2 protein-coding genes are annotated in these 1,939 nt (G+C 60.8%); both read left to right on the top strand.

Features of this window, described 5'->3' with window-relative positions:
• Positions 1 to 553 (top strand): YbfB/YjiJ family MFS transporter (locus tag EOA36_RS34510; protein ID WP_127281139.1); only part of this gene is annotated, 553 nt, incomplete at its 5' end.
• Between the two features lie 114 nt (positions 554 to 667).
• Positions 668 to 1,927 (top strand): peptide antibiotic transporter SbmA, encoded by a 1,260-nt coding sequence (sbmA, locus tag EOA36_RS34505; protein WP_127281138.1) that lies wholly within the window; start codon positions 668 to 670, stop codon positions 1,925 to 1,927.
• The last annotated feature ends 12 nt before the right edge of the window (positions 1,928 to 1,939 follow it).

The following is a 1,939-nucleotide window of genomic DNA, read 5'->3' as shown; positions in this document are numbered from 1 at the left end:
GCCGAAAGACCTGTCGCTGATGAAGGCGATCGTCGCCTATGGCCTGTTCGGTTTCGGCTATGTGGTGACGGCGACCTTCCTCGTCGCCATCGTCCGCCAAGGCGGCGGCAGCCGCGTCTTCGAGGCCGAAGTGTGGATGGTTGCCGGCCTTGCCGGTTTCCCTTCGGTCTGGCTTTGGCAGAAGATATCGGCGCGGATCGGGCTCTATGCCGCCTATGCGTTGGGGTGCTTCGTCGAAGTTGTCGGCGTTACCGCGAGCGTCGCCGCAGGCGGGCGCACGGGGCCGCTGCTTGGCGGCGTGCTGCTCGGCGGCACCTTCATTGCCATCACGGCGCTTGGCCTGCAGGCCGCACGGCAGCAGGCGCCGAAGTCACCCCGGCGCATCTTTGCCTTGATGACCGCCTCCTTCGGTCTTGGCCAGATCATCGGCCCGATCGCGGCCGGGCTTCTGGCCCAGGCGTCGGGCGATTTCTTCCTCGCCTCCATCGTCGCCGCGGCCGTCCTGGTCGTCTCCGGCGCCGTCACATGGTCGGCCGCGCCAAAATCGCCATGATTTGTGGTCTTGCTCTGCGCCTGAACTCGGGCAGGCATTTTCTTTCCCCCTAATGTGTGACCTTATGCCCGCCGAACCCACCTGATTTGCGCATAGATCGAGGAATTCGCCACAGTGTTCGTATCCTTCTTCCCGCAGCCGAAGCTTTTCTTCTCTTCGGCCGCCATCTGGAGCCTTGCGGCGATCCTGTTCTGGTTTTTCGGCGGGGAGCAATTGGGGGGCCTTGTGGGCCTTCCGCCGGCAGCCGCCGATGCGGCGCCCATCATCGGCATCGCCGTGCTGGTGTCGAAACCGTTCCTCTGGTTTTACATCTATTTCGCGCTTTGCGTGGCCATCTTCTACGCATTCTGGAGCTGGTATTCGCCGCATCCTTGGCAGCGCTGGTCGATCTTGATGACGGCGGTCATCCTATTTTTCATCTATTTCAACGTGCAGGTCAGCGTCGCCGTCAACGCCTGGTACGGCCCCTTCTTCGACTATGTGCAAGGGTTGATGTCGGGGACCGGAAAATCGACCAACGGCGAATTCTACACCGGGCTGGCCGACTTTTCGTGGCTCGCGCTGGTCGGCATGAACGTGCAGGTGGTCAATGCCTTCATCGTCAGCCACTGGATCTTCCGCTGGCGGACGGCGATGAACCACTACTTTATCGAGAACTGGAGCAGGCTGCGCCATATCGAGGGCGCCTCGCAGCGTATCCAGGAGGATACGATGCGGTTCTCGCAGATCATGGAGGATCTCGGTTCCAGTTTCGTCCAGTCGATCATGACCTTGATCGCCTTCCTGCCGGTGATGATCCAGTTGCAGGCCCATATCAGCGAACTGCCGATCATCGGCGCGATCCCGCAGCCATTGGTGGTCGCGGCACTTGCCTGGTGTCTGTTCGGCACGATCTCGGTGATGATTGCCGGCATGAAGCTTCCGGGGCTGCAGTTCCGTAACCAGCGCGTCGAAGCCGCCTACCGCAAGGAACTCGTCTATGGCGAGGATCATGCGGACAGGGCGCAACCCGCCACCACCGCCGAGCTGTTTGCCAATGTCCGGCACAACTATTTCCGGCTCTATTTCCACTACATCTATTTCAACGTCGTCCGGTACACCTACCTGCAGGCCGACAACATTTTCTCGCTGTTGATCCTGGGTCCGTCGCTGGTCGCGCACAAGATAACGTTCGGTGCGCTGAACCAGATCTCCAACGCCTTCGGCAAGGTGACGGGTTCGCTGCAATTCCTGCTTACCTCCTGGTCGACTATCGTCGAACTGCAGTCGGTCCATAAACGCTTGCGCGCCTTCGAGGCGACGCTGCTGGGTGAGCCGTTACCGGACATCGATCAGCGCTATCTGGCAAGGCAGGGTGCAGAAGACCCGGCTTAGGAAGTCTGGGAT

The organism is Mesorhizobium sp. M8A.F.Ca.ET.021.01.1.1 (genome assembly GCF_003998025.1).
In the GTDB taxonomy this organism is placed as follows: domain Bacteria; phylum Pseudomonadota; class Alphaproteobacteria; order Rhizobiales; family Rhizobiaceae; genus Mesorhizobium.
This window is presented reverse-complemented; position numbering and strand designations above follow the sequence as displayed.